The organism is Bacillus cereus group sp. BfR-BA-01492 (assembly GCF_022662815.1).
GTDB lineage: Bacteria > Bacillota > Bacilli > Bacillales > Bacillaceae_G > Bacillus_A > Bacillus_A cereus_BD.
Window position 1 is genome coordinate 491129 of sequence record NZ_JAKUEH010000001.1, and the last position, 22258, is coordinate 513386.

The window sequence follows — 22258 nt, forward strand, 5'->3', positions numbered from 1 at the left end:
CGATACAAATTAAAGGATTCCTTTATAATTCGACAATATTTTTTCTAAACTTGTTAAAAAAGATTGTCGATCCTGCTTTGAAAATGACTTTGGGCCCTTTGTATAGGTCCCTTGTCTGCGTAATTTAGCAGACACATATCTACTATATAAAATTGTATCCATTTGCTCATCTGTCACAAATGTACCTCTCGGAGATAAGACATATACTCCTTTTTTAACAAGAAGACCAGCAAGTCCCATATCTTGTGTGATCACGAGATCTGTAGCTTTCGCATGCTTATAAATATAAAAATCAACTTCATCTTGCTCAGAATCTACATAGATCCAATTTCCTTGCTGTTTTCTTGAACGATGGGCATAGGATGCGACAAACAAAATTTCGACATGAAATTTTGTTCCGACTTGTACAATTTCATCCTTTACGGGACATGCATCTGCATCAACTAGAATCTTACTGATGTTTTGCATATTTCTGTATTCTACATCCCTTCAGTGAATCCTTCTACAAAGTACGTTTTCTTGTTTAGATTTTTGTCGATTTTACGTAAATGTACGTCTTTTTTCGTAAATCCTATCCCTAGTTTATTCTGAAAAATTAAAGTCTAAACGTAAAATATAGGTTTTTTATCACAATTTTTTATTATAATATATTTCTTTCTACTTCGCTACATATCCTCTGAAATTTCTCTAACCATTACAGTTCTATAAATATTTCCCTCTGAATCAGATTGGTCTTTGAGCTAAAAAAACACATTCACCTTTGGTAAATGTGCTAAAACATTCTTTGGTTTTGCACCGCATTCACAATAATATTTGCCGTTTCTTCAATCGCTTTGTTAGACACATCAATCACTTGGCAATTTATTTTATTGATCACTTTTTCAAAATGGTCAATTTCTTCTTTAATACGATTAATGTTCGCATATGTTGCCCCATCACTTAATCCTAGTGATTTCAAGCGCTCTCTCCGAATATGATTTAATTTTTCCGGATTAATTTTCAAACCAAAACACTTTTCCTTTGGAACTTGATACAATTCTTCAGGCGGGTCAACCTCAGGAACAAGCGGTACATTCGCAACCTTTAATCGCTTATTATGAGCTAAATATTGTGAAAGTGGAGTCTTTGATGTACGAGAAACACCAATTAAAACAATATCAGCTTTCAAAATACCACGCGCATCTCGACCATCGTCATATTTAACCGCAAACTCAATCGCTTCAATCTTTTTAAAATATTCTTCATCCAGTTTTCTAACAATCCCTGGCTCATATCTTGGCACTTGCCTTGTAATTTCTGCAATTTGGTCAATAAGAGGCCCGATGATATCATATGCTTCTACGCCTTCTTTTGCCGCTTCTGTTAACAAATATTGACGCATATCAGGCTTCACGAGTGTAAAACAAATCAGCGCCCGATTACTCTTTGCGATTGATATCACTTCTTTTAATGTTCCTGTATCTTCTACATACGGTACACGTCTAATATCAGGAGCGAAAGGAAATTGTCCCATTGCCGCTCGAACAACTAAATCAGCAGTCTCTCCGACTGAATCAGATACGACATATACGATTTTATTAACCATTCCATTACCTCACTTTAAACAAATTACACTTATTCATTATTTACTAAATTCACAAACGCACGCGTAATATTCGTTTTTGTAATTCGTCCAACAACTTCTAGTCCCTGCTTTGTTTCTTTTACAACGGGTACAGCATCAATCTGTCTTTCTATTAATTCCATTGCAACATCATATAAAGAATCCTCTTTATGACACATCGCAATGTTTGGCATCCTCGTCATAATAATATTAACCGGAAGGGAGGTTAAATCCTGCTTTCCTAAACTTGCTCGCAATAAATCCTTACGGGAAACGACGCCAACTAAAAATGTAGTTTGATCCACGACAAACAAAGTACCAACGTCCTCTAGAAACATCGTACAAATTGCATCGTATACGGAAACATTTTTATCAATGACAACTGGTCTAGATTGATAATCTTGTACTTTAATTTTTTTAACAGCTTCTGATAATAACTGACCACCAGTTTTCCCTGTATAAAAATAACCGACGCGCGGACGCGCTTCTAAATAACCCGCCATCGTTAAAATTGCCAAATCTGGTCTTAATGTTGCACGCGTTAAATTTAACTGTGCAGCGATTGACTCTCCTGTAATAGGACCGTGATCTTTTACAATCTGAATGATATGTTCTTGTCGTTTATTCAGCTCTATGATAATCACCACCTTCAATACAAAACAAAAAAGTTATACTATCTCCTAAATATTATATACTAAATATGCTATTTGAAAAAGAAAGTATGTAAAAAGGACCTTTATATGGTCCTCATTATATTTGAAATTTATCAAGTTGTTCAAGAAAACGTCTCGATTTCAAATATATGCCACAATATTCATCATAATATGTATTCAATACTGTACGAATTTGTCGCTTCGTTTCCTCTTTTACTGATACATTACCGAGTCGCCCTAAGTCAAAGTGATAAAAGAGACGTAATAACTTATGAACCGCCTCGCCCACCGGAATGCGATACGGATCTTGTTCTGCGTGACGAGAGCACAGAAAACCGCCTTCTCTTACAGAGAAGGCGACAAAGTCTGTTTCTTGGTGACAAATCGCACATGTATCAAAGTATGGATGCATCCCTAATACCGGAAGCATTTTCGTTTGATAAATAAGAGATAATACTTCAGGATCGACACCATCACACATATAGTGAAGTGTCTGATATAACATTTCAAATAAATATGGATTGTGCTTTTTATCTTCCGTGGCTTTATCTGTCAATTCCACAATAAACGATGCATAAGCAGTTAAAAAAATATCTTCTCGAATTTCTTTCATCGATGAAATCATTTCACCTTGTTGCAAAGTTCCGAGACCAGACCCCATTTGAATTAGGAAATGACCATGCGTCATGAGTTGCGAAATAGATGCTAACCTACTTTTTGGTTTTTTCGCTCCTCTTGCCATTGCACTTACTTTTCCAAATTCACGAGAAAATATCGTAACAATCTTGTTCGTTTCTCCGTAATCTGTTGTTCGGATAACAATGCCCTCAACTTTTTGAAACATGTTCGTCACCATCCAAGGATTGAACAAAACGGGTCAAGAAATTGGAGAATCTAGATGTGCTAGCTCCTCTTCATGTTGATCCATCTCATCATTTAGATCTTTTTCCATTTCTTTCAAAAGCAAGTACGTTTCAATACTTCCTGTTTTGGAGAAAACCTTCCAGGTAAAATCCAGCATAAGAATCCACCTTTCTAAGTAAGCATAGCATGTAAACCAATTTCTTTTGTTGTTATTAAAATGACCCATTTTGTCCATTTTCATGTGAGAAAAAATTTTCCTAATTTCTATTAATATTCATCTTCACGGAAACCTAAATCACGAAGTTGGGACATTTTATTACGCCAATCTTTTTGTACTTTCACCCATACTTCTAAAAACACTTTAGAGCCAAGAAGGGCTTCAATATCAAAACGAGCTCGCTTCCCGATTTCTTTCAACATTTTCCCTTGCTTTCCAATAATAATTCCCTTTTGAGAAGGACGTTCCACGATAATTGTTGCATTTACATACACCGCTCCACCTTCACGCTTTTGAATCGCATCAATCGCAACTGCTACTGAATGAGGTACTTCCTCACGCGTTAAATGAAGCACTTTCTCACGGATTAATTCAGCAATAATAAATCGTTCCGGATGATCTGTTACTTGATTTTCTGGATAGTACTGCGGTCCTTCTGGTAAATATTTTTTAATTGCTCCAATTAAAGCTTCCACATTATTACCTTCCAATGCAGAAATCGGCACAATTTCTGCAAATTCGTACAAGTTGCGATATTGATCAATCAATTCTAATAATTTTTCTGGATGAACTTGATCGATTTTATTAATCACTAAAAATACTGGTTGCTTCGTTTCCTTCAATTTTTCAATAATGTATTCTTCACCACGACCAAAGCCTTCCGCCGCATTGACCATAAAGAGTACAATGTCAACTTCTTTCAATGTCGTTTGTGCCATTTTCACCATAAAATCGCCTAATTTATGTTTTGGCTTATGTATTCCAGGCGTATCGATAAAAATCACTTGCGCATCATTTTCTGTATATACACCTTGTACTTTATTACGAGTTGTTTGTGGTTTATCACTCATAATAGCAATTTTTTGACCGATAATTCGATTTAAAAATGTAGATTTCCCAACATTTGGTCTCCCGATAATAGAGACAAAACCTGATTTATAACCTTTGTTATTCATGTAAATCCTCCGCTAAAAATGCTCCTGGTAACAACTTTCTAACTGTCGTCTTCCCAGTGTCACCATGTAAATTTAATAAATATATTTTATACTCTGTTTACATAATTCTATCACAACTTGACGGCACGCTCCACAAAGAGGCACGAAACGTTTCCAATCCACTACAACGATTATGGCTAAAAGCGCCGTATCTCCTTCTAAAATAACACTTTACGTTCCTCGTAATGACATAACCATACGATGCATGTTTCCATCACATCTACGGTATACTTTTCCATCCCTATCAGTAACGATGTACCTACTTGGACTTTGAATAGGATATTATGACCACCTAAGTAAACAATCAACTGATTAAAGGCTCAATACCACTCAAGTACAAGAAGATCTTTGGAATGCAACTATACCACATAAGGTAAAAAGATAATAGCACCAATTATGACTGCTATAATAGTAAATAATAAAACGGCACCAGCTGCAACATCTTTTGCAATTTTTGCAAGAGGGTTAAAATCCTTTGTTACTAAATCAACCGTTTTTTCAATCGCTGTATTCACCATCTCCAAACTCATTACAGCACCTATTACAGCAAGTAATATAAGCCATTCCGTTCTTGTTACATGGAAATAAAGGCCGCAGCATATAACAATAACTGCGGCCAAACAATGAATTTTCATATTTCGTTCATGACGAAGACAAAAACATATACCAGCTATAGCATACGTAAAACTCTTTATAAGTTTTCCTTTTTTCATCTTCTTAATCCAAATGCTCCTAAAATTTCTTTTTGCTTTCCAAACATCTCTTTTTCATCTTCTTCAGTCATGTGATCATAACCAAGCAAGTGTAAAAATCCATGTAACGCTAAAAATCCTAATTCACGATCAAAAGAATGGCCATATTCTTCAGCCTGCTCTTTTGTTCTTGGGATAGAAATAATAAGATCTCCTAACATACGAGGCATATCAGCACCTATGATTTCTGTTTCACCCTCTCCCATATCTTCAAGAGCAAAAGAAATCACGTCCGTAGGCTGATCTTTTCCGCGATAATCACGATTTATTTCTCGAATCCGTTCATTATCGACGAAAGTAACAGACAGCTCCGTCCCATCTTCCACGCCTTCCATTTGTGCAGCTTTTTCTAACAGCTCACGAATCATATCCACATAGTCTTCTTTCACTTCTTCTGTTTCATCAAAAAAATCAATTACTAAACTCATTCTTTCACCTTTTCTTCCAGTGGTTCCGGATATTTAATACGAGAATGGAAAATTCCATTCAATGTTTCACATAAAGTTTTTCCTACTATTTGTAGTTCTTTAAAAGTAAGTTCACAGTCGCTAAATTGCCCATCTTGTAGGCGATCTTTAATAATATTTTTCACTAAATTATTAATCTGTTCCGGCGTTGGATGGTTCATAGAACGCACCGCCGCCTCTACACTATCTGCAATTCCAACGATCGCAGATTCTTTCGATGTCGCCTTTGAACCCGGATAACGGAACATATCCTCTGTATACTTATCTTTATCTTCTTTAATAGCCTTATAATAAAAATACTTTAATAGCGTAGTCCCATGGTGCTGTGCTGCAATATCAATAATTTCTTGCGGAATATGATGTTCTTCTAACATCTTTACCCCATTGGTAACATGGGCAATAATAATATCCCTACTCGTTTCTGGATCTAATTTATCATGCGGATTCTCAATCCCCATTTGATTCTCAATAAAGAAATGAGGCTGTACTGTCTTTCCGATATCATGATAATATGCGCCAACACGTGCTAACACACCGTTCGCTCCTATGGCCTCACATGCCGCCTCTGAAAGGTTCGCAACCATTACACTATGATGATATGTACCTGGCGCTTCTAACAAAATCTTGCGAAGAAGCGGGTGATTCGGGCTTGAAAGTTCGACAAGCTTCATACTTGATACAATTCCAAGGCCGCTTTCTAAATATGGTAAAATCCCCATAGCTAAAATGGAGGAAATAATCCCGGAAGCTGCTGCCATCAATAATTGTGAGCCAATTTCAAACGGCGAGAAATTCCCATTTCGCAATAACAATAAAGCTGCTAACATAATAATATTTAAAACAGACACAAGAATACCTGCTTGCAAAATCATAGAACGACGATTTTTCTCTCTCAAAAAGACACTTACAGATAACGAGCTTAATAAGAAATAAACCCCAACATTATAATTTAACGTGCTCGTGACACCTTCATTAAATAAAATACTTCCACATATAGAGAAAATGATACTCGTTAGAAATACAAAGCGATCGCCAATCATCAATTTTACTAATATTGATCCCATCGCAACCGGAACAACAAATGCAATCCCTGCATACTCCAGCTTTTGGAACAAACTAATTACTTTCATCAACACAACTGTAATTGCTATGATCGTTGTATATGCCAACATATATGGTTTTTCTTCTCTTTTCAACTTTAAAAACACTTCAAATTGCTTATGCATAAAGAATAAGAGTACACCGATTACAATCGCTAATCCTACAAATGGCTGAAAGGTATTATTTTGCTCGAGAAGCCCAACTAATTTTAGTTGTTCATATATATCTCTAGTAATTGTGTCCCCCTCTTTTACAAGCACTTGACCTTGTAATATGTAAACAGGTGCGACCTCATCTTCCGCCTTTTTTTTACGCTCTTTTGTAGCATTCGAATCATAAAAGTAATTCGCTTCTATCGCATACTTTCCAAGCGCATTTAAAGCTTCTTTTAAATCGCTATTAACATTAATATTTTTGATTTCTTCCACAAAGCGATCTCTCGCTTCATTTTCTTCATTCATTTTAATATGTGAACTCATTATATTGTTAACAGCTGTTATGACCGGATATTTCGCTGCTTCTAATTGATCTGGATCAGCATTAATAAATTGTAACAACACTGCATCAGATAAACTTTTCGTTAAATCTATAGGTAACTTCTTCTTCAGTTTCTCCAGCCTGTCTGCCGGCGTAACCTTTTTTTGCTCATCAGGGCCAGCCGCTTTTGTTTCCGCATCTACTTCTTTAATTGCATCAAAAACCGAGTTCACAATATCAATTTTATTTTGCTTGTACTCACTTTTATATGTATATTGATCATCGACTTTTTGAGCAGCCTCTCTTTTCTTCTTATCTGTTGTTATCTTATCTTCAATGTTGATAGGAGAATGGATTGTTTGATTAGAAATAGAGAGCATTTTAACATCTAGTTGCTCTGGTTTCACATTGTTGATTAGTGCAAAAAACAACACTGCCCCTAATAAAATATAAGAAACCCAGCTTAGTTTTTTCGAATGTTGTATATTTCGAAACCACTTAGAAATTTCTCGAGACTTTGACATGATTTCAATACCTTCTCCTCTCCAGACATACAATAAAACGAATTTCAGTTGAGCATTCCTTCTCTCAACTAAAAGTTAACTCACATAAACTACACACTTTAAAGTTTTCCTTCTTAAATTTCACCACGTACTTATCCTGTATTTATATTTGCTACCCTTCCATAATATTAAAAAATACGCAATTCGCCAACCTTTCCATTCCCATTCGTTATTAGGTCATATTCATTGAGTTTTTACAAGCAGCTCTTACAATGAATAAAAAGAAATGACCCTGGCCAATAGGATCATTCCATTTTATCATACGCCTCAATAATTCGTTGTACAAGTGGGTGCCTTACTACATCTGTTTGTTCTAGTCTAACAAAGGAAAGGCCTGATACATTAGATAAAACATTTTCTGCAATCGAAAGCCCTGACTTAACCCCTTTTGGTAAGTCAATTTGAGTAGGATCGCCTGTAACAACCATTTTCGAACTAAAACCTAGGCGAGTTAAAAACATTTTGATTTGAGCACCAGTTGTATTTTGTGCCTCATCTAAAATAACAAAGGAATCATCAAGCGTTCTTCCTCTCATATACGCAAGAGGTGCAATCTCAATTGTGCCTCTTTCCATCATACGCTGCGTATATTCTTGTCCAAGAATATCATGGAGCGCATCATATAAAGGGCGTAAATAAGGGTCTACTTTTTCCTTTAAATCTCCTGGTAAAAACCCTAAACTTTCTCCAGCTTCTACTGCCGGTCTTGTTAAAATAATCTTTTTCACATAGCCGTGTTTTAACGCTCGTACGGCCATTACCACAGCCAAATACGTTTTCCCTGTACCAGCTGGTCCGATTCCAAAAACGATATCATTCTTTTTCATCGCATGAATATACTGTCTTTGCCCCATCGTTTTTACACGTATAGACTTACCTTTTGCTGTTTTAAAAATTTCCTCTTCATATAACTCTTCAAAATGAGCAATTTTCCCTTGGCGACCAAGTTGAATTGCATATAGAACATCCCGTTCAGTAATTGATACACCTTTACGAATAACAGTTAGTAATTGCTGTAAAATGTTTTCAACAAGTGCCACTGCTTCATCTGTTCCAGATACGCGAACAGACTCTCCTCTAGTTACAATCGATACAGAAAGCTCTTGTTCAATTACTTTCAAATTCGCATCATTCACTCCAAATAGAGCGATTGCTTCATTGTGATTTTCTACTTGTTGATTCATCTCTACTAATTGTTCTGTCATTACTCAGTCTCCTTGAATATCGGATTCAGATATAGGTTGTGGCTCTGCAATATTTTCAATCACTGTATAATGTAATGCTACTTTTAGTTGTTCGCCTTCAACCTTTTTATGCAAAATCTTATCACTTACAATCATAGCATGTTCATCCAATTTTTTCTTTAATTCTTTTTCTGCCATTTCTTTCGCAACTTTAAGCGCTTCCCTTTCCGTATATTCACGGTTAGCCTCTTCCTCTTCGCGCACAATTTCTTTTTCATAAGAAATCGGTAATGTAAAACCAAGTAATTTCACATCATGTTTTACATTTTCAGTTTGGGACTTCCTATACTTATCATGCTGAAATCCCCATATTTTTATTTTAGCACTTCCTAATCGAAGAAAATGCTCATTATATGAATTTCCTGTATACACTTGAAAAGTGGTTTTCAGCGGAACTGTTACGTTAGATTCATACCATGTTTCTCCATAAACAATCCCTTTCGCGGAAACAATCGTTGGATTTTCTTCATTCCCAAACATACCCGAAACAAGCAACTGTCCTTTTTTTACATAATCATTTTTCATTACAACCGGCTTCCCAATCTCTACAAAGGTCCTTGTAATAATCGCTCCCTTTTTCGCTACCAAGTTTTGCGGCTGTTGCGCCTTCTCCTTTTTCGGCTCATTTTTTTCAACTATTTTAAAATGATATGTTGTTCCTTGCACATCAAGACCAGCCCATGTAATCGCATTAATTTTATCAGTCAAGTGCCGCTGAATTTCTTCCACACTTGGCATTTGGAATTGCAATCTCCCTTTCTTGATACCCATTTTGTCCAATTCTTTCATAAGTATATATTCTGTTTCTGGTTTAGCTCCCGTAACTTCAATTTTCCATACCATATTTGATAAGACGATCATACCGAAAAAAAAGACAAGAAATCCAATTAAAAACCCACTATTTTTAATCAATCGCTTATTCCAAAACGGAGCGCCATAGCGCCCTATAAAATATAGTTTACATTCATGTTTACGATAAATTATCCTTAATTTTTTTACATCTCGCAGCAGCATACAAAAGACTAATGTTTCATCAGCAATTTTCTTTACATCCCAAACAACTAAATTCCTGCGTACACACTCGTTAACAAACCGCTCAACCCCTCTTCCTTCAATGCGTACTTTGACATACCCAAGCCATTTCGTAAACCATTGATTTTTCATTGTCTGCCCCCCACTATCTTTCTCAAAAGCAGAGCTTCTCTCTCCACTTTTATAGCTCGTACAACATACAGCAAAATATGAATCAGTGAGCTTATCTCATCTCACTGATGACAAATTCCCCTCCGCTTTGCTTCTAATGAAGAAGAGAACTTTCATGATGGGAGTTTCTCTTTATTTTTCTTTCTTTTCATTTTCTAAAAATGTTACCTGCTCAATTACACCTTCGAGTAGAAGTTCTTCTGGGAGAATTGTTTTGATTACAAACGACTGTCCTTTAATTAATAATTGACCATGTTTTAATAACAACCTTACTTCTTTATCAGAAAAAACTAATAATCCTCGATGATTTTCTATATAAATATGTACTTGCCCAACAAGAGTAATACGAGGCAGATCCATTAGTACATCCACTGGTAGGTCTATTTGCTTCGTTAGCCAATTTTTCATTTGTTCTAGCTTCTTCATCTCCAAGACCCCCCTCTCATCCCATATGTATGAAAAAAGAGCTTGTAATATCACGTCCAAACAAAAAAAGCATAAAAAAACGTCTCATTTCTCATGAGACGTTTTTTTATGCTAATAGCTGTGCAACCAGCTTATTCACTTGCGATCCGTCTGCTTTCCCTTTTACTTTCGGCATAACAGCACTCATCACTTTACCCATATCCGCTTTCGATGTTGCACCAACTTCTGAAATCACTTGCTTAATTACATCAGCTAGTTCTTCTTCTGTTAGCTGTTTCGGCAAATATGTGTTTAAAATCTGAATTTCACTTTGCAGTTTATCAACAAGGTCATCACGACCCGCTTTTTTAAATTCAAGGAGGGAGTCCTTACGCTGTTTTACTTCACGAGTTAAAACTGTTAATTCCTCTTCTTCAGTAAGAGTCTGTTGCAGCTTAATACCTTCATTTTGCAAAGCAGCCTTAACCATACGAATGACGGTTAATTGTTCTTTTTGTTTATTCTTCATCGCTTGTTTCATATCACCGTTTAAACGATCGAGAAGACTCATAACTTACACCCTCTCTTAGAATTTACGCTTTCTTGCCGCTTCAGATTTCTTCTTACGTTTTACACTTGGTTTTTCATAAAACTCGCGTTTTCTTGCTTCAGCAAGTGTACCAGTTTTAGAAACCGATCTTTTAAAACGGCGAAGTGCATCCTCCAAAGACTCGTTTTTACGAACGATTGTTTTTGACATTATCTTTCCCTCCCTCCGAAACATCACACTTACATACTAACTTCAGCATGCAAAAAGAAACACTTCTTCAGCATGTCTTTTACGATTATAATACATTTTGTCACTTTAGGTCAACTATTTAGCAGAATAAAAGAAAAGCAGATCATTTTTTGACCAAAAAAACTCTTAAGTCGTAAGTGAGAATCAATAGCTATTTTCTTTTTTAACGAATCACTTACGATTGTACATTCAGTCGTTTCCTCTCTTCCAATCAAATTGATTCCGGCACACTTTAAAGCAACGAAAACAAAGTTATGAACTTTTGTATTTAACTTTCATAAATTCCACTATTTTTTTCAATCTTTATAATCGCAAGTTTGAAAACATGACCTATAGCCCGAAAAAAAGCATGCAAACCTTTTTGTTTGCATGCTTTTTCATTATGCGCTTGCAGATTCTTTTTTCATATCGTCTTCGAGAACGCGAACAAATTGCCCTTCATTATATGGATAACCTGCTTTTGTAATTTTCACTTTGACTAGTTTCCCAATTAATTCTTCTGATCCTTCAAATACAACCTTCAAGTAATTATCTGTATATCCTACATATAACCCTTCACGGTCACCTTCTTTGAATGGTTCTTCTGGAATAATTTCCAGAACTTCCCCTTCAAACTGAGAAGCATATTCTTTCGCTAATTGATTTGATAATTCAATTAAACGATGAACACGCTCATTTTTCACTTCTTCAGGAATTTGATCTTCCATGCGTGCCGCAGGTGTTCCAGTACGCTTAGAATATGGGAAAACGTGCAGTTCAGAGAAACGGTTTTCTTTAATAAAGTTATATGTTTCCATGAACTCTTCTTCTGTTTCACCCGGGAAACCAACGATTACATCCGATGTAATCGCAAGGCCTGGCAACGCCTCTTTTAAGCGATTTAAACGCTCTTGGAAAAATTCCATTGTATATTTACGACGCATGCGTTTTAATACCGTGTTAGAGCCAGATTGAAGTGGAATGTGTAAATGGCGTACAACCACTTCAGATTTATCTAATACTTCAATAACCTCATCAGAAATTTGACTCGCTTCAATAGAAGAAATACGAAGGCGCTTCAATCCCTTTACCTCTGCTTCCATGTCACGAAGTAATCCCGCTAAGTTATAGTCTTTCATGTCTTCACCGTATCCACCTGTATGAATACCAGTTAGGACAATTTCTTTATATCCTGCATCCACTAATTGTTGCGCTTGTTTAATGACTTCTTTTCCATCACGAGAGCGCATTAAACCGCGTGCCCAAGGAATAATACAGAACGTACAGAAGTTATTGCAACCTTCCTGGATTTTTAAAGATGCGCGTGTACGGTCAGTAAAGTATGGTACATCCAATTCTTCATATACACGTGTTTTCATAATGTTACGTACAGCATTAATTGGTTGACGCTCTTGACGATACTGTTCAATATAACCTAGCATTTTTTCGCGGTCTTGAGTACCAACAACGATATCTACACCTGGAATTGCCATAATTTCTGCTGGAGAAGTTTGTGCATAACAACCTGTTACACAAATAACAGCATCCGGATTATGTCTTACTGCACGGCGAATCACTTGACGGCTTTTTTTATCACCTGTATTTGTTACAGTACATGTATTAACGACATATACATCTGCTGTTTTTTCAAAATCTACTCTTTCATAACCACTTTGTTTAAACAATTGCCAAATTGCTTCTGTTTCGTAGTGGTTTACTTTACAACCTAACGTATGGAACGCAACAGTTGCCATTGATATCACCCCATCAATTCAAAATGATAAGAAGCGGCGCTTAACGCATAGAGCGGTGCCGTTTCTGTTCTTAAAATTCTTGGTCCTAAACTACATGGTACAAATTTATATTCACGAAGTGCGGATACTTCTTCCTCACTTAAACCACCTTCTGGACCAAATACAATAAGCAGTTTTTGGCCAGGTTCAATTGCTGTAAGAGCTTTTGCAAAATTTGCTTTTTCACCTTGCTTCGCCTCTTCTTCATAGGCAACAAGACAAACATCATACTCTTTACTCATTTCAAGCAATTGTTTAAATGATACTGGAGCATATACATGCGGAATTTCTGTCCGGTGAGATTGCTCCGCAGCTTCCTTCACAATCTTTTTCAAACGTTCCACTTTTTTATCCGCTTTTTTCGCATCCCATTTCACGATTGAACGCGATGCTTGAAATGGTAAAAATGCAGCTGCCCCAAGCTCAGTTCCTTTTTGAAAAATTAACTCAAGCTTGTCTCCTTTCGGCAGTCCGCTGGCAATCGTTACGAGTATAGGTAACTCGCTCGATGTCTCTATCCATTTTACAATAGCACTATCGACAAATTCATTGGTAATTTCAGCAATTGTACACTCTGCTGTTTTCCCATTTACACAACAATAGATGTGGTCTCCAGCTGACATACGCATCACTCTGGCAATATGATGCACATCATCGCCAACGATACGAATATTTGTACCATTTACATTCTTCTCTTCTACAAAATAACGTTGCATCTCATCACCTTAGTAAAGTTTCGTTCCTTTCGTAAGCCCATACTTACGAAAAGAACGAAACATTCTCATTTTAATAGAACAAACGGCAAGTCCCTCACCTTTATAGCGAGAGACTTTTCCGTTCATATATTCATAAAGTATATATTACGCATTTCGTGCAATGATTGCTACCCAATCTTCCATTCTTAACACTTCTTTAATTGTAAATCCAGCTTTCTCTAGCGCTTCGGAAATTGTTTTTTCCTTAGCTGCAATAATGCCAGACGTAATAAATAATCCGCCTTGCTTTACAACCCTTGCTGCATCTTCAGGGAACATAAGGATAATTTCCGCAAGTAAATTTGCTACAATTAAATCGACCGGACCTTCAATACCTTCTAACAAGCTATTTTGTCCTACAGATACAACATCATCTGTTTTATTTAATCGGACATTCATCTCCGCACTTTCAACTGCTACTGGATCTAAATCATAAGCTTGAACAGAAGCTGCCCCTAGTTTAGCCGCCGCAATACTTAATACTCCTGAACCAGTCCCAACGTCAATGACTGTATCCCCAGGCTTTACTGTTTTCTCTAACGCACGAATACACATCGTTGTCGTTGGATGCGTTCCTGTCCCAAAGGCCATACCAGGATCTAACTCAATAATCTTTTCATCTGGAGAAGAAGGTGTATAATCTTCCCACGTTGGCACAATTGTAAATGCATCAGAAATTTGAACTGGATGATAATATTTTTTCCAAGCAGTAGCCCAATCTTCCTCATCAACTTCATTAATTGTAATGTTCCCTGTACCAATTTCAATGTCGTAAGACGGAAGTACATCAATAGATGATTTTACACTTGCAATTGTCTCGTGTAAAGAATCCGTTTGCGGGAAATACGCTTTTATTACTACTCCATCCGCTGGATACTCAGCTGGGTTGAGCGCATAAATTTCACCATACTGTTGCTCACGCTCTTTTGTAAGCTCTGCTGGATCTTCAATCGCTACACCGCTAGCACCTGCTTCGTGTAAAATATGAGAAACAGCTTCTACCGCTTCTTCTGTTGTATGAATACTAACTTCTGACCATTTCACAATTTACCAACTCCATTTTTCGTTTCCATTATTCTCCTTTGAAAGCTCGTTTAAGCTTTCCAAACAAGCTGTCATCTTGGTCTTCTTGCCCTGCAAATTCACGCAATAATTCTTTTTGATGCGCTGTTAATTTTGTCGGTACCACAACGCGAACGACTACATATTGGTCTCCTTGACCATAACCGCGTACATTTGGAGCACCTTTTCCTTTTAAGCGGAATTCTGTACCTGTTTGTGTTCCTGCTGGAATTTTCAGCTTCACTTTTCCATGAACAGTTGGCACTTCCACTTCATCACCAAGTGCTACTTGCGCAAACGTTAATGGCATTTCACAAATAATATGATCTCCATCACGCTCAAAGAATTCATGCTCTCTTACATAAACAACTACATATAAATCTCCCGCTGGTCCTCCGTTTACGCCAGCTTCACCTTTACCAGCGACACGAATTTGTTGACCATTATCAATACCTGCTGGAATTTTAACGTTAATTTTCTTACGTTTACGTACTTTTCCAGTTCCGTGACATGTTGTACATTTTTCTTTAATCATTTGGCCTGTTCCTGAACAATGTCTACATGTTTGACGATTCACGATGCGACCAAATGGTGTGTTTTGTTCTACACTGATTTGACCTGTTCCTGAACAATGTTTACATGTTTCTTTTGTAGTTCCTGGTTTAGCCCCACTACCATGACATGTATCACAAGGGTCTTCTACTGGGATTTCCACATTTAATTCTTTACCAAAAATTGCTTCTTCAAACTCTAGCGTCACTTGATATTGCAAGTCTGCACCTTGACGCGGTGCATTTGGATCACGACGTCTACCGCCTCCGCCAAAGAACGAGCTAAAGATATCTTCAAATCCAAAACCACCACCAAAGTCTCCGCCGCCGAAACCTTGATTTGGACCAGCGTGACCAAATTGATCATACTGCGCACGTTTTTGCTCATCACTTAGCACTTCATACGCTTCTTGAACTTCTTTAAATTTTTCTACTGCATTTTCTTCTTTACTTACGTCTGGATGATATTTTTTAGCCAAACGACGATACGCTTTTTTAATTTCATCTTTTGAAGCACTTTTGCTTACACCAAGCACCTCATAATAATCTCGTTTACTCATAAAATCGTAACCCCCGAATCGTTCACATAAACGTAATTTTAACATTGAAAGAAAGTGCTTTGCAACAAACTTCCCTCTCTTACAATATGCAAAAAGAAAAACGTAAGAGCCTTCTGAAAAGACTTAGGCCCTTATTAAGCCTTATTCGTGAAAAAAGCCAAAGTCAAGGCACGCTTGACTTTGACTTTTTGTCATCTTACTTATGCTATTTTACTTTATTATTTATCTTCTTTTACTTCTTCAAACTCAGCGTCAACTACATTGTCATTTTTTGCACCAGCGTTTCCTTGTGCACCTTCTGCTTGCTGAGCACCAGCAGCCGCTTGAGCTTGCTCATATAATTTTACAGTTAATTGTTGTACGATTTCTTGAAGAGCATCTTTTTTCGCACGAATTTCATCAAGATCATTTTTCTCAATCGCTGCTTTTAATGCATCTTTTGCTTCTGTTGCTTTTGCAACTTCAGCTGCATCTACTTTACCTTCTAAATCTTTTACAACTTTATCTGTTTGGAATACAAGTTGATCTGCTTCGTTACGAAGTTCAACTTCTTCTTTACGTTTTTGGTCAGCATCAGCGTTTGCTTCTGCTTCTTTTACCATACGTTCTACTTCTTCATCAGAAAGACCTGAAGAAGATTGAATTGTAATTGCTTGTTCTTTATTTGTTCCTAAGTCTTTTGCACGTACGTTAACGATACCGTTCGCATCGATGTCGAATGTTACTTCGATTTGTGGAATACCACGTGGTGCTGGTGGAATATCAGTTAACTGGAAGCGACCTAATGTTTTATTATCTGCTGCCATTGGACGTTCACCTTGTAATACGTGAATGTCTACTGCAGGTTGGTTGTCAGCTGCAGTTGAGAACACTTGTGATTTGCTTGTTGGAATTGTAGTGTTACGCTCAATTAATTTTGTAAATACTCCGCCCATTGTTTCAATACCTAAAGAAAGTGGAGTTACATCTAATAATAGAACACCTTCTACATCACCAGTAAGCACACCGCCCTGTACAGCAGCACCTAATGCTACTACTTCATCAGGGTTAACACCTTTGTATGGTTCTTTACCAGTTTCACGTTTAATTGCTTCTTGTACAGCTGGAATACGAGTAGAACCACCAACAAGAATAACTTTATCTAACTCACTTGCAGAAAGACCAGCGTCTTTTAATGCACGACGAGTTGGTTCTAAAGTTCTTTCAACAAGGTTCGCTGAAAGTTCTTCGAATTTCGCTCTTGTTAAGTTTAGTTCTAAGTGTAATGGACCCGCAGCTCCAGCACTAATGAATGGTAATGAAATTTGAGTTTGTGTTACACCAGAAAGATCTTTTTTCGCTTTTTCAGCAGCATCTTTCAGTCGTTGAAGTGCCATTTTATCTTGGCTTAAATCAATATTGTTTTCTTTTTTGAATTCAGCAACTAAATAATCGATGATCACTTGGTCAAAGTCGTCACCACCAAGACGGTTATCACCAGCAGTTGAAATAACTTCGAATGTTCCATCTGCTAACTCAAGGATCGATACGTCGAATGTACCTCCACCTAAGTCATATACTAGAATTTTTTGCTCTTCATCTTGTTTTTCTAAACCGTAAGCAAGAGCAGCTGCTGTTGGTTCGTTAATAATACGTTCTACTTCTAAGCCAGCGATACGACCAGCGTCTTTTGTTGCTTGGCGTTCTGCATCGTTGAAGTATGCTGGTACTGTAATAACAGCTTTTGTTACTGGCTCACCTAAATATGCTTCAGCAGAAGCTTTTAAGTTTTGTAAAATAATTGCAGAAATTTCTTGAGGTGTATAGTTTTTACCTTCAACTTCTACTTTGTAGTCTGTACCCATATGACGTTTAACAGACATAATTGTATTTGGGTTTGTAATTGCTTGACGTTTTGCAACTTCCCCAACTTGACGCTCATCATTTTTGAATGCTACAACAGAAGGTGTTGTACGGTTGCCTTCTGGGTTTGGGATAACCTTTGGTTCTCCACCTTCCATAACAGCTACACAAGAGTTTGTTGTACCTAAGTCAATACCGATAATTTTACTCATGGCGAAACCTCCTACATTTATGTAAATTATTGATTTACTTTTACCATTGATGGGCGAATCACACGGTCCTTCAGTTTATAACCCTTTTGAAATTCTTCTACAACCGCGTTGGATTCAAATTCACTGTCTTCTACTTGCATAACAGCTTGATGCTCATGAGGATCAAACTGCTTTCCAACAGCTTCAATCACCTCAATACCTTCTCTATTTAACGCTTCTAACAACTGACGATACACCATTTCCATCCCTTGTAATAAGGATTTCATTTGCTCATCACTTGCTTCCACTTGCATCGCTCTTTCAAAATTATCAAGAGCAGGTAAAATATCTGATACAAGACTTTGCGCTCTATATTTTTCCGCCGCTTGCTTATCAAGTTGAACACGGCGTTTGTAATTTTCAAAATCAGCTTGTAGACGCAACATGCGACCTTCCGTTTCCGTCAATTTCGCTTGCAATTCATCTACTTTTTCTTGTAAAAGAGCTGCCTCACTTTTTTCTTCTACTACAGTTTCTTCAGTTGTTTCTTCTGTTACAAATTCTTCACTGTTTTTTTCTATAGTAGCTTCTTCAGTTTGCGCTTCTTTTGTCTCTTCAACCACTTGTTCGTTACGCTCTTCCACAACTTTCACCTCCTTAAAAGTGTTCAAGTGCTCACGTTGAGCATGAGCACTCAAGCATATATTTATGTTACACACCAGCAATGATTATCTTTCATTACTCGAGCGAATTTATTATTTTGATTTATACAGCCCATTTAACCCCTCTGCAAATTGTTTTGTGAATAATTGTAAAAGAGTGATAACTCGGGCGTAATGCATTCTCGTCGGACCTAATATTGCAATTGTTCCAAGCTGTTCTTCTCCAACAGAATACGTCGCAGAAATCAAGCTGCAATCTTCCATTGCCATTGAGGAATTTTCCCGACCAATGTTCACTTGAATTCCTACTTGCTTCTTACGTAAAATATCGTAAAATTCAGCTTCATTATCGATCATTTCTAACAAAGAACGTACCTTTTGAATATCATGGAACTCTGGCTGAGCAAGCATATTAGCTTTTCCCCCAAAGTATATCTTTTCCGATAAAGGCACTTGAAATGTACCGTCTAATATTTTCATTGCGCTATCATAGTTATGGAGATACCTGTGTAGAACTGTCACAACTTCTTTTACAATTTTATTGTGTAATTCTACCATTGGTACACCAGATAGTTTTTCATTTAAAATATTAACCATTTTTTCTAAATCTGATAAATCAACAGATTCCGGAACGGTAATCGTCTTGCTTTGTACATGCCCTGTATCAGTTACAATAATTGCGACTGCTGTCTTTTGGCCCAGCGGAATAATTTGTACATTTTTGAGCTTATTTGTACTCAATTTCGGCCCAAGAACAATTGCCGTATAATTTGTGAGTTCTGACAAAATTTGAGCTGATTGCTGTGCAACCTTTTCCGCTTCAAAAATTCTTTCAGCAAATAAATCCTTAATTTGTACAATTTCCTCAGTGGACAAGTGTTGTGGCGCTAATAGATGATCTACATAAAATCGGTATCCTTTTTCTGAAGGAATACGTCCTGAAGAACTATGTGTTTTTTCAATAAACCCTAATTCTTCTAAATCGGCCATCTCGTTTCGAATGGTAGCCGAACTAAATGTAATTTCATCTTTTTTAGCTAACGTTCTTGATCCAACAGGCTGTGCTGATCCGATAAAGTCATCAATGATTGCTTGTAAAATTAAGAGCTGACGTTCCGTAAGCATCTCATCATCACCTCTGTTAGCACTCTTTATCTACGAGTGCTAAATCTATTACTAACTTACCAAAATTGACATTCAATTGTCAACGGAAACGTCAAGAATTCGTGAAACTTTTTCCACAGAAACAATTTCGTTAATCCACTAAGAATGATTGAAACACTTCATTTCCTAGTAACTTCCCTGTTCTTGTCAAACAAACATGACCATCCTTCTCCTCAAGTAATCCATGCACTTTATTATGGACCAATTGATTCGCAAAGATGTCCTCCATCTTCACCCCAAACTTCTGCTGGAATGCTTTTTTTGAAACGCCTTTTGTTTTTCGAAGTCCCAAGAACAATTCTTCTTCCATTCTCTCTTTTTCTGTTACTTTATGAACATCTAGATAAGGGAACCCCGTTTCATCGATTTTAGCAAAATATTGTTTCAATGGACCAACATTTTGAATTCGTTCACCATTTACATAGCTATGTGCCCCAGCACCGAACCCATAGTAAGTTTCATTATTCCAGTATGTGAGATTATGTCTACTTTCATGACCTTCTTTTGAAAAATTACTAATTTCATACTGATGATACCCATGTTTCTCCATTTCACCCATTACCATCTCGTACATTTTTGCCTCATGTTCTTCACCTGGTAGTCGTAATTTCCCTTTGTTCATTAAATTGTAAAATACCGTTTTCGGTTCAACAATTAAAGAATACGCCGAGAAATGCTGCACTCCAAGTGTAAAAGCGATATTTAACGTTTCTTTTACATCTTCAATTGTTTGTCCTGGCAGTGCATAAATTAAATCAATATTAATATTTGTAAACCCTACTTCTTGCGCTTCACGAATGGCAACAAACGCATCTTCTCTCGTATGCTTTCGTCCGATTTTTTCCAATAGTTCATCTCGAAATGTTTGTACACCAAAACTAATCCGGTTCACGCCTCCTTCTAATAGAAGGTTTAACTTTTCTTTTGGTAAATCTCCAGGATTCGCTTCAAACGTTACTTCACAGTTTGGAGCAAACGGTCGTAAACGACGATTTATAATATCAAGCAATTTTTTTGTCTGCTCCATATTTAACGCTGTCGGTGTTCCTCCTCCTACAAATATCGTTTTCAACTGCTCAAAAGGAACCTTTTGCACCGTATTCACGATTTCCTTTTCCAAATACTCTAAATATTGATCAACAGGCTGACGCTCAATAAATACTTTATTAAAATCACAATAGTGACAAATATGCTGACAAAACGGAATATGGATATATGCAGCTTGCATCAAATTTTACTCCTACCTTTCTAAAAAGAAAACCTCCGCGTTTCGGAGGCCCTTTACTTCTCTAATCCATCACGAATTTGTTTCATTCGCATTTTTCCCCAATCATACATCATTTCGACGATTGGTAAAAGCGTCATGCCTAAATCCGTCATAAAATACTCTACACGAGGTGGCACTTCTGGATATACTGTCCGATCCACAATCCCATCTTCCATTAATTCCTTTAATTGATTTGATAGAACTTTATGAGAAATATTTGGAAACAATCGTTGTAACTCACTGAAGCGATGAGGTCCCTCTACCCCTAGGTGCCAAAGAATTACAACCTTCCACTTCCCACTAATAATAGAAAGCGTCAGTTCCTTCTCACAATTAAAATCACCATTTTTTATTTTTTCTTGAATATCTTTGCGAATATTTTCAGACATTAGTCGTCTCCTAACTTTTCTTACATAGTTACTTTTTCGTTACCTTGTCACTCAAAAGTGCATTCTTCCCTATTACACTTTTATTTCTTACAATAAATAGTGTCATCACTATTGTAAAGGAGAGATATAAAGATGTCTAAAAAAGTATTAATGTTAACTGGCGACGCCGTTGAAGCACTAGAGGCTTACTATCCATATTACCGTTGTCTTGAAGAAGGATTTGATGTAACAATCGCTTCTCCAACAAATACAGAAACATTACACACTGTTGTTCATGACTTTGAGGATTGGCAAACTTTCACAGAGAAACGCGGCTATCAACTTGAAGTGCACGCGGCTTTCGAAGATGTAAATCCTGAAGAATACGATGCTTTAATTATTCCTGGCGGACGCGCTCCAGAACATATCCGTATGCATCCTAGTTTCCCGCATCTTGCCAAACATTTCTTTGAAGCAAATAAACCGATTATGATTTTATGTCATGCCGCTGTTGCTTTAACAGTAATTAAAGATGTTTTAAAGAACCGCGAATTAACAGCATATACAGCTTGTCGTCCAGAAGTGGAAGCATGCGGTGCAACTTACGTACAAACTCGCTTCCATGTTGACAAAAATTTAATTTCTGGTCACGCATGGAACGACCTTCCACAACTTATGGGCGAATTTATTCGTCAACTAAAAAAATAAAGGAAACCGCTAA

24 protein-coding genes and 1 pseudogene are annotated in these 22258 nt (G+C 36.9%); 1 reads left to right on the top strand and 24 read right to left on the bottom strand.

Features of this window, described 5'->3' with window-relative positions; genetic code table 11:
• Positions 1–9: 9 nt before the first annotated feature.
• The 24 genes and pseudogenes from MR063_RS02780 to MR063_RS02895 form a co-directional block, all read right to left on the bottom strand.
• Positions 10–468, bottom strand: coding sequence for a YaiI/YqxD family protein (locus tag MR063_RS02780; RefSeq protein ID WP_242145327.1), 459 nt, complete (start codon positions 466–468; stop codon positions 10–12).
• Positions 469–772: 304 nt separating this feature from the next.
• Positions 773–1585, bottom strand: a complete 813-nt coding sequence (locus tag MR063_RS02785) for a pyruvate, water dikinase regulatory protein (protein ID WP_242145328.1) — start codon at positions 1583–1585, stop codon at positions 773–775.
• 29 nt (positions 1586–1614) lie between these two features.
• Complete coding sequence (locus MR063_RS02790; protein ID WP_242145329.1) at positions 1615–2247, bottom strand: transcriptional regulator CcpN; 633 nt, start codon at positions 2245–2247, stop codon at positions 1615–1617.
• 106 nt (positions 2248–2353) lie between these two features.
• On the bottom strand, positions 2354–3100 hold the full coding sequence (recO, locus tag MR063_RS02795) for a DNA repair protein RecO (protein WP_242145330.1): 747 nt from the start codon (positions 3098–3100) through the stop codon (positions 2354–2356).
• A 33-nt stretch (positions 3101–3133) separates the two neighbouring features.
• On the bottom strand, positions 3134–3277 hold the full coding sequence (locus MR063_RS02800) for a YqzL family protein (protein ID WP_012095489.1): 144 nt from the start codon (positions 3275–3277) through the stop codon (positions 3134–3136).
• A gap of 110 nt (positions 3278–3387) precedes the next feature.
• The gene (gene era / locus MR063_RS02805) at positions 3388–4293 is read right to left on the bottom strand and encodes a GTPase Era (protein ID WP_242145331.1); all 906 of its coding nucleotides are present in this window, start codon (positions 4291–4293) and stop codon (positions 3388–3390) included.
• Positions 4286–4604 (bottom strand): annotated as a pseudogene (locus MR063_RS22045) (cytidine/deoxycytidylate deaminase family protein); the annotation flags it as partial. The pseudogene MR063_RS22045 and the gene era, both read right to left, overlap by 8 nt.
• Positions 4605–4691: 87 nt before the next feature.
• Entirely contained in the window at positions 4692–5045 is a 354-nt protein-coding gene (locus MR063_RS02815; RefSeq protein ID WP_242193231.1) for a diacylglycerol kinase family protein, read from the bottom strand.
• Complete coding sequence (gene ybeY, locus MR063_RS02820; protein WP_242145333.1) at positions 5042–5512, bottom strand: rRNA maturation RNase YbeY; 471 nt, start codon at positions 5510–5512, stop codon at positions 5042–5044. The genes MR063_RS02815 and ybeY overlap by 4 nt, the downstream gene beginning before the upstream one ends.
• Positions 5509–7653, bottom strand: a complete 2145-nt coding sequence (locus MR063_RS02825) for an HD family phosphohydrolase (RefSeq protein WP_242193234.1) — start codon at positions 7651–7653, stop codon at positions 5509–5511. The genes ybeY and MR063_RS02825 overlap by 4 nt, the downstream gene beginning before the upstream one ends.
• A gap of 284 nt (positions 7654–7937) precedes the next feature.
• A complete protein-coding gene (locus tag MR063_RS02830; RefSeq protein WP_242193237.1) occupies positions 7938–8897 on the bottom strand; it encodes a PhoH family protein in 960 nt (319 codons plus the stop codon).
• Between the two features lie 3 nt (positions 8898–8900).
• The gene (yqfD, locus tag MR063_RS02835; protein ID WP_242193238.1) at positions 8901–10100 is read right to left on the bottom strand and encodes a sporulation protein YqfD; all 1200 of its coding nucleotides are present in this window, start codon (positions 10098–10100) and stop codon (positions 8901–8903) included.
• A 171-nt stretch (positions 10101–10271) separates the two neighbouring features.
• Positions 10272–10565 (bottom strand): sporulation protein YqfC, encoded by a 294-nt coding sequence (gene yqfC / locus MR063_RS02840; RefSeq protein WP_097896947.1) that lies wholly within the window; start codon positions 10563–10565, stop codon positions 10272–10274.
• Between the two features lie 106 nt (positions 10566–10671).
• Positions 10672–11115, bottom strand: a complete 444-nt coding sequence (locus MR063_RS02845; RefSeq protein ID WP_242193240.1) for a GatB/YqeY domain-containing protein — start codon at positions 11113–11115, stop codon at positions 10672–10674.
• A gap of 15 nt (positions 11116–11130) precedes the next feature.
• Positions 11131–11304, bottom strand: a complete 174-nt coding sequence (gene rpsU, locus MR063_RS02850) for a 30S ribosomal protein S21 (RefSeq protein WP_012095498.1) — start codon at positions 11302–11304, stop codon at positions 11131–11133.
• Positions 11305–11723: 419 nt separating this feature from the next.
• Positions 11724–13076: a tRNA (N(6)-L-threonylcarbamoyladenosine(37)-C(2))-methylthiotransferase MtaB gene (gene mtaB, locus MR063_RS02855; protein WP_242145337.1), complete on the bottom strand. Its 1353-nt coding sequence runs from the start codon at positions 13074–13076 to the stop codon at positions 11724–11726.
• A gap of 5 nt (positions 13077–13081) precedes the next feature.
• Complete coding sequence (locus tag MR063_RS02860; RefSeq protein WP_242193241.1) at positions 13082–13831, bottom strand: 16S rRNA (uracil(1498)-N(3))-methyltransferase; 750 nt, start codon at positions 13829–13831, stop codon at positions 13082–13084.
• A gap of 144 nt (positions 13832–13975) precedes the next feature.
• Positions 13976–14914, bottom strand: a complete 939-nt coding sequence (gene prmA / locus MR063_RS02865; protein WP_242193242.1) for a 50S ribosomal protein L11 methyltransferase — start codon at positions 14912–14914, stop codon at positions 13976–13978.
• 28 nt (positions 14915–14942) lie between these two features.
• A complete protein-coding gene (dnaJ, locus tag MR063_RS02870) occupies positions 14943–16043 on the bottom strand; it encodes a molecular chaperone DnaJ (protein ID WP_242193243.1) in 1101 nt (366 codons plus the stop codon).
• 218 nt (positions 16044–16261) lie between these two features.
• Positions 16262–18097 carry a chaperone protein DnaK gene (gene dnaK, locus MR063_RS02875; protein ID WP_242193246.1) on the bottom strand — a complete coding sequence of 612 codons (1836 nt, stop codon included), beginning with the start codon at positions 18095–18097 and terminating at the stop codon, positions 16262–16264.
• A 26-nt stretch (positions 18098–18123) separates the two neighbouring features.
• Positions 18124–18720, bottom strand: coding sequence for a nucleotide exchange factor GrpE (grpE, locus tag MR063_RS02880; RefSeq protein WP_242193248.1), 597 nt, complete (start codon positions 18718–18720; stop codon positions 18124–18126).
• A 111-nt stretch (positions 18721–18831) separates the two neighbouring features.
• A complete protein-coding gene (gene hrcA, locus MR063_RS02885) occupies positions 18832–19863 on the bottom strand; it encodes a heat-inducible transcriptional repressor HrcA (RefSeq protein WP_242193251.1) in 1032 nt (343 codons plus the stop codon).
• 130 nt (positions 19864–19993) lie between these two features.
• The gene (hemW, locus tag MR063_RS02890; protein WP_242193252.1) at positions 19994–21133 is read right to left on the bottom strand and encodes a radical SAM family heme chaperone HemW; all 1140 of its coding nucleotides are present in this window, start codon (positions 21131–21133) and stop codon (positions 19994–19996) included.
• Between the two features lie 50 nt (positions 21134–21183).
• On the bottom strand, positions 21184–21558 hold the full coding sequence (locus MR063_RS02895; RefSeq protein ID WP_242145345.1) for a winged helix-turn-helix transcriptional regulator: 375 nt from the start codon (positions 21556–21558) through the stop codon (positions 21184–21186).
• A 132-nt stretch (positions 21559–21690) separates the two neighbouring features.
• On the opposite strand from MR063_RS02895, the gene MR063_RS02900 reads away from it, so the two are divergent.
• Positions 21691–22245 carry a DJ-1/PfpI family protein gene (locus MR063_RS02900; RefSeq protein ID WP_242193253.1) on the top strand — a complete coding sequence of 185 codons (555 nt, stop codon included), beginning with the start codon at positions 21691–21693 and terminating at the stop codon, positions 22243–22245.
• The last annotated feature ends 13 nt before the right edge of the window (positions 22246–22258 follow it).

Excerpts from the sequence above, each read along its gene's own strand:
- recO (WP_242145330.1), bottom strand. The coding sequence starts at position 3,100 with ATGTTTCAAAAAGTTGAGGGCATTGTTATCCGAACAACAGATTACGGA.
- dnaJ (WP_242193243.1), bottom strand. The coding sequence starts at position 16,043 with ATGAGTAAACGAGATTATTATGAGGTGCTTGGTGTAAGCAAAAGTGCT.
- hrcA (WP_242193251.1), bottom strand. The coding sequence starts at position 19,863 with ATGCTTACGGAACGTCAGCTCTTAATTTTACAAGCAATCATTGATGAC.
- MR063_RS02895 (WP_242145345.1), bottom strand. The coding sequence starts at position 21,558 with ATGTCTGAAAATATTCGCAAAGATATTCAAGAAAAAATAAAAAATGGT.
- rpsU (WP_012095498.1), bottom strand. The coding sequence starts at position 11,304 with ATGTCAAAAACAATCGTTCGTAAAAACGAGTCTTTGGAGGATGCACTT.
- MR063_RS02845 (WP_242193240.1), bottom strand. The coding sequence starts at position 11,115 with ATGAGTCTTCTCGATCGTTTAAACGGTGATATGAAACAAGCGATGAAG.
- yqfC (WP_097896947.1), bottom strand. The coding sequence starts at position 10,565 with ATGAAGAAGCTAGAACAAATGAAAAATTGGCTAACGAAGCAAATAGAC.
- MR063_RS02825 (WP_242193234.1), bottom strand. The coding sequence starts at position 7,653 with ATGTCAAAGTCTCGAGAAATTTCTAAGTGGTTTCGAAATATACAACAT.
- MR063_RS02800 (WP_012095489.1), bottom strand. The coding sequence starts at position 3,277 with ATGCTGGATTTTACCTGGAAGGTTTTCTCCAAAACAGGAAGTATTGAA.
- MR063_RS02815 (WP_242193231.1), bottom strand. The coding sequence starts at position 5,045 with ATGAAAAAAGGAAAACTTATAAAGAGTTTTACGTATGCTATAGCTGGT.
- MR063_RS02860 (WP_242193241.1), bottom strand. The coding sequence starts at position 13,831 with ATGCAACGTTATTTTGTAGAAGAGAAGAATGTAAATGGTACAAATATT.
- MR063_RS02785 (WP_242145328.1), bottom strand. The coding sequence starts at position 1,585 with ATGGTTAATAAAATCGTATATGTCGTATCTGATTCAGTCGGAGAGACT.
- MR063_RS02900 (WP_242193253.1), top strand. The coding sequence starts at position 21,691 with ATGTCTAAAAAAGTATTAATGTTAACTGGCGACGCCGTTGAAGCACTA.
- mtaB (WP_242145337.1), bottom strand. The coding sequence starts at position 13,076 with ATGGCAACTGTTGCGTTCCATACGTTAGGTTGTAAAGTAAACCACTAC.
- MR063_RS02780 (WP_242145327.1), bottom strand. The coding sequence starts at position 468 with ATGCAAAACATCAGTAAGATTCTAGTTGATGCAGATGCATGTCCCGTA.
- yqfD (WP_242193238.1), bottom strand. The coding sequence starts at position 10,100 with ATGAAAAATCAATGGTTTACGAAATGGCTTGGGTATGTCAAAGTACGC.
- era (WP_242145331.1), bottom strand. The coding sequence starts at position 4,293 with ATGAATAACAAAGGTTATAAATCAGGTTTTGTCTCTATTATCGGGAGA.
- ybeY (WP_242145333.1), bottom strand. The coding sequence starts at position 5,512 with ATGAGTTTAGTAATTGATTTTTTTGATGAAACAGAAGAAGTGAAAGAA.
- MR063_RS02830 (WP_242193237.1), bottom strand. The coding sequence starts at position 8,897 with ATGACAGAACAATTAGTAGAGATGAATCAACAAGTAGAAAATCACAAT.
- dnaK (WP_242193246.1), bottom strand. The coding sequence starts at position 18,097 with ATGAGTAAAATTATCGGTATTGACTTAGGTACAACAAACTCTTGTGTA.